This is a genomic window from Lysobacter sp. Root690 (assembly GCF_001427785.1).
In the GTDB taxonomy this organism is placed as follows: Bacteria; Pseudomonadota; Gammaproteobacteria; order Xanthomonadales; family Xanthomonadaceae; genus Lysobacter.
Genome location: NZ_LMHM01000012.1, coordinates 234,276 through 239,136, shown reverse-complemented (window position 1 = coordinate 239,136; position 4,861 = coordinate 234,276). Strand labels below are relative to the sequence as shown.

The 4,861-nt window shown below is 67.1% G+C and carries 4 protein-coding genes; 1 reads left to right on the top strand and 3 read right to left on the bottom strand.

All coding sequences use genetic code 11. From position 1 onward, the window contains the following. Window positions 1-262: 262 nt before the first annotated feature. The 3 genes from ASD86_RS08880 to cls all read right to left on the bottom strand — a co-directional run bounded on the left by ASD86_RS08880 (window position 263) and on the right by cls (window position 3,492). Entirely contained in the window at window positions 263-1,018 is a 756-nt protein-coding gene (locus ASD86_RS08880; RefSeq protein ID WP_056109560.1) for a pyridoxine 5'-phosphate synthase, read from the bottom strand. Between the two features lie 145 nt (window positions 1,019-1,163). Beyond that, window positions 1,164-1,427: a hypothetical protein gene (locus ASD86_RS08875; RefSeq protein WP_056109558.1), complete on the bottom strand. Its 264-nt coding sequence runs from the start codon at window positions 1,425-1,427 to the stop codon at window positions 1,164-1,166. Between the two features lie 628 nt (window positions 1,428-2,055). After that, complete coding sequence (gene cls / locus ASD86_RS08870; RefSeq protein ID WP_056109557.1) at window positions 2,056-3,492, bottom strand: cardiolipin synthase; 1,437 nt, start codon at window positions 3,490-3,492, stop codon at window positions 2,056-2,058. 342 nt (window positions 3,493-3,834) lie between these two features. Here cls and ASD86_RS08865 point away from each other — a divergent pair, with 342 nt between their 5' ends. Next, window positions 3,835-4,590, top strand: coding sequence for an SIMPL domain-containing protein (locus ASD86_RS08865; RefSeq protein WP_162253638.1), 756 nt, complete (start codon window positions 3,835-3,837; stop codon window positions 4,588-4,590). The last annotated feature ends 271 nt before the right edge of the window (window positions 4,591-4,861 follow it).

The following is a 4,861-nucleotide window of genomic DNA, read 5'->3' as shown; positions in this document are numbered from 1 at the left end:
CGATAGCGGACAGGTTCGCCGTGAAACGCGCGAACGGACCATCGAGTGGTGAATGCCGAAGACCCGGCTTGCAGACTGTCGCTGACGCTTATCCACAGCGCGACGCTGCAAAGCGACCGATGGTTATGAGCTTCGGCGATAGCAAACAGGTTCGCCGTGAAATCACGCGAACGGAGCATCGAACCGCGTGGTTAATCGCAAAATGTCGGCGACAACGCCGCGAACGCCCTGCCCGATCAGAGCCGCGGCAAGACGTTGACGCTCAAGCCGCCTGCGCAATCACATCCAGATACGCGCGCACCGTCGCGTCGAGGCCGGCGTACAAAGCTTCGCCGATCAAGGCGTGGCCGATCGACACTTCGAGCACGTTCGGAACGCCTTGCAGGAACGCGCCGAGGTTGGCCTGGCTGAGGTCGTGACCGGCGTTGACGCCGAGGCCGACGGCCTGGGCGCGACGCGCGGCGGTCGCAAACGCGCGCAGCGCCGCATCGATATCGCCTTGAGCGAAGGCGTCGGCATAGGGACCGGTGTAAAGCTCGACCCGGTCGGCGCCCAGTTCGGCCGCGCGCTCGATGCCTTCGCGGTCGGCATCGGCGAACACGCTGACCCGGCAGTCGAGTTCGTGCAGTTGCGCGATGAGCGGACGCAGCGCGTCGGCGTCGCGTTCGAAATCGAAGCCATGGTCGGAGGTGAGTTGATCGTCGCCGTCGGGTACCAGGGTGACTTGCGCCGGCCGGGTGCGCCGGCATAGTTCGATCAAACCCGGGTAGCCGGCGCGCGGCGGCGCGAACGGATTGCCTTCGATGTTGAACTCGACCGCGCGCGCCTGGGTGAGTTCGGCCAGCGCGTACACGTCGTAGTCACGGATGTGCCGCGCATCGGGCCGCGGATGCACGGTGATGCCGTGCGCGCCGGCGTCCAGGCAGGCTTGCGCGGCGCGCGATACATCGGGTTCGCCGCCGCCGCGCGAATTGCGCAGCACCGCGATCTTGTTGACGTTGACGCTCAGGACGGTCATGACTTCAGCCTAACCCGCCGGCTGCGATGCGGCGAGTGCGCAGTTTGGCCGCGCATGCGCGCGCGGCCGGCGAGTGAAAGCAGATGGGTGAAAGCAGGCGGCTGACAGCAAGCGAATCGATCGCGGCCGGCGCGCGGCCGCGCGCTCAGCGCTGGGTCGGCTCGGACTGCGAAGACGCGGCGAGCTTGCGCGCTTCGGCCTGCTCGCGCAGACGGCGCAGTTCAACCGGATCGATGATCACCGAGACATCGCGACTGGTGCTGTCGAGGCGACGCGCCAGCAGGCTCATGACGCCGGCGATCATCAAGCCGAGCGCCGCCAGCAGGCCGACGGCCATCAGTCCCGGCGAGGTGGTCTTCAGCGCCAGGCCGAAGGCGGCGATGGCCAGCAACAGATAAACCCAAGGCATTGCGGCGTGCTCCCTGACGAATTCGATGACCTCTGTGCGCGCCCGCTCGCATCGTGGCGGCCCGGCGCGTGGACCTCGGCGGGCCCGGTTCGAGTGTAGCGCGGCGCGGTGGCGGCGGCAGCTGGGGCGATCCCCGGCTGCGACGGTCGGCACAACGGCGGGTAAGAGCGGTTTGCCTGAACAGCCCGGGCCTGGGCCCGATGGCGCTTGAACGGGGGGCCGCAGCCCGGTTGATCCGGCTCACATGGCTGGCGCGGAGCAATAAGCGATTTCGTCTACGGTTGGTCCCGTCTCGCTGGTGGTCCCGACCGGTGCCCCGGCTCATCGGCACGCCGGTAGCCATAAGGACATCGACACAGATCGACCGAGCTCGGCCTATAGATCCGCGGGTAGTCCGGTGAGCCGAACAACCCACAACGCGGCCTGACGCGCAGGTCCTACGACCCGACGCTTTTCATTCCCCCAGACCACTTCGTAGCCCGGAGGTCTCTTGTGGGAGGCTTTCAAGCCCGACGCTTTCCGTTCCGATCGCCGCGCCTGATCCAAAAGCGTCGGGCTTGAAAGCCCTCCCACAAAAGACCTCAAAGCCCGCCGACTATTTCGAATCCCGAATCCCGAATCCCGAATCTCAAAGCAACGGCGACACCAACCGGGCCAACGCCTCGGGCAAGCGCGTACGCCACAACGAGCGCTCGCGATCGCTGCGCGCCCGCGGCGCGCGCGAGCATTCCTGTTCGATCAGCGCGGCCAGTTCGCCGGCCAGGGTCGCGTTGTAGAACATCACCGAAATCTCGAAGTTCAGGCGGAAGCTGCGGTGATCGAAATTGGCGCTGCCGATGATCGCCATTTCGTCGTCGCACAGCAGCGCCTTGGTGTGCAGCATGCGCGGGCCGTATTCGTGGATCTTGACCCCGGCCTCGAGCAGTTCGTCGAAATACGAACGCGCCGCGTAGGTCACCAGGCGGCTGTCGCTGAGTTTGGGCACCAGCAGGCGCACGTCCAGGCCGCCGAGCGCGGCCGAAGTCAGCGCCATGCGCGCGGCTTCGCCCGGCACGAAGTACGGCGTGACCAGCCAGACTCGCTTGCGCGCGGCGTGGATCGCGCCGACGTGGACGCGATGGATCGCTTCCCAGCTCGAATCCGGCCCGGAACTGACCACCTGCGCGGCGATCGTGCCCTGCACCGGCGCGGCGTTGACGTGGCGGATCGGCGGCTCGCCGGTGGCGTAGCACCAGTCCTCGGTGAACACCAGTTCGAGTTCGCGGACCACGTCGCCTTCCAGGCGCAGATGCAGGTCGCGGTAGGCATCTTCGCGCAGGCGTTCGTCTTCCTCGTCGGTGATGTTGATGCCGCCGGTGTAGCCGACCCGGCCGTCGATCACCACGATCTTGCGGTGGGTGCGCAGGTTCAGCCACGGCCGCCGCCACAACCAGCGCAGCTTCATCGGGTGGAACCACGCAACGTGGGCGCCGGCGTCGATCAGCGGCTGGATGAAACGCTGCTTGGTCGCGCCCGAGCCGACCGCGTCCAGCAGCAACCGCACCGTGACTCCGGCGCGCGCGCGTTCGATCAGCGCGTTGCGCAGCGCGGTGCCGGTGCGGTCGGGCTGATAGATGTAGTACTCCAGGTGGATGCGCTCGCGGGCCTGGGCGATGTCGGCCAGCAGCGCGGCGTACTTGGCGCCGCCGTCGATCAGCAGGCGCGCCTGGGTCGCGGTGGTCGGCGGCAGGCCGGTGGTGGCCTGGCCGAGCCGGGCCAGTTCGATTGCTTCGGGCGACGGGGTCAGCCCCGGCGGCGGCGGCGGCAGCGCCGCGCGGGCGCGCACCCGGCGCATGCGCTGGCGATGGATGCGCTGCGGGCCGAAGAAGTAATAGATCAAAAAGCCCAGGTACGGCAGCGCGGCCAGGCTGATCAGCCAGCTGATGGTCGCGACCGGCTCGCGCTTCTGCAGCACGATCCACAGCCCCAGCCAGACCAGATAGAGCGCCCAGCCGGCGGTGAGGTACACGCCCAGGTAGGGAATGCTGACCAGGGTTTGCCACAGCTCGGACACGTCGGGCTCCATCGGGCGATCGCTGCGGCGGTCGCCGGCGTGGGCTAAGGCTAGCCCGCCGGGGCATGGGCGCAAAGTGTGCAATCGGTCTGTCCGATCGGGCGTACGCGGGATTGCTCGGGAGGAACGCGGCGAACGAACACGAACTGACGGTATGGGATCGGTCTTGCCCGCGATCGAGTCACTACGCGGCTGGTACGAAACAGCCGCGTCGGCGCAGGCCGATGATCGCGCCTGCTTGGGCCAACAAGATCGCGCCCGCCGCCAGGACTCGCGTCCATGGCCCGCTTGCGACTACTGTTGCGTCCATCCCGTCCGCGCCGCTCGCCCGCGCACCCACCCATGGAAGGCCCGATGAAATACCGCCTGCTGTTCGTCCTCGTCCTGGCCGCGTTGCCCGCCCTGCCCGCCTTCGCGCAGAAGCCCAATCGCAGCATCAGCGTTTCGGGCGCGGCCGAAATCAAGGTCGCGCCGGACGAAATCCTGCTCAATGTCGGGGTCGAATCGCGCCATTCGAAGCTCGAGGAGGCCAAGCGCCAGAACGACGAAAGCATCGCCAGCGCATTGGCCTTCCTCAAGCGCAACGGCGTGCCCGACAAGGACGTGCAGACCGATTTCATCACCATCGAGCCCGAGTACGAACGCGACGACTCCAGCCGCTCCGCGCTGGAGCGATCGCGGGTGGTGCCGCTGCTATACACCGTACGCAAGAGCATCGGCATCCGCCTGACCCGCGTGAGCGATTTCGACGCCGTGCTGTCGGGCCTGCTGGGCAACGGCGTGCAGTACATCCACGGCGTCGAATTCCGCACCTCGCAGCTGCGCAAGCACCGCGACGCCGCGCGCGCGCTGGCGATCCGCGCGGCCAAGGAAAAAGCCGATGCGCTGACCTCCGAACTCGGCGTCCGCCGCGGCGAAGCGCAGACGATTTCGGAATCGTATTCGGGCGGTTGGTGGCGCAGCGGCACCGGCTGGGGCGGCCGCAACGGGCAATTGATGCAGAACGTGGTCCAGAACGCCGGCGGCGCCAGCGGCGACGACGGCGCGACCTTGGCGGTCGGTCAGATCAGCGTGAATGCGTCGGTGGATGTGACGTTCGCTATCGAGTGATTGCGCTCGGTCGCCGTCGTCGTCGTCGCATCGATTTATCGCCGCAACTTTATCGGGATGTCGCGTGTCGTGGTTCCCGCGAAGGCGGACTCCGCTAGTCGCGTCGCGACTCTCACGCCGTCATTCCCGCGAAGGCGGAATCCACGAGTCACGTCCAAACTTTCAAGTCGCCATCCTCGCGAACGCTGGAATCCGCGAGTCACGTCGCAACTCTGAAGCCGTCATTCCCGCGAAGGCGGGAATCCACGAGTCGCGTCGTAACTTTCAAGTC

Excerpts from the sequence above, each read along its gene's own strand:
- cls (WP_056109557.1), bottom strand. The coding sequence starts at position 3,492 with ATGGAGCCCGACGTGTCCGAGCTGTGGCAAACCCTGGTCAGCATTCCC.
- ASD86_RS08875 (WP_056109558.1), bottom strand. The coding sequence starts at position 1,427 with ATGCCTTGGGTTTATCTGTTGCTGGCCATCGCCGCCTTCGGCCTGGCG.
- ASD86_RS08880 (WP_056109560.1), bottom strand. The coding sequence starts at position 1,018 with ATGACCGTCCTGAGCGTCAACGTCAACAAGATCGCGGTGCTGCGCAAT.
- ASD86_RS08865 (WP_162253638.1), top strand. The coding sequence starts at position 3,835 with ATGAAATACCGCCTGCTGTTCGTCCTCGTCCTGGCCGCGTTGCCCGCC.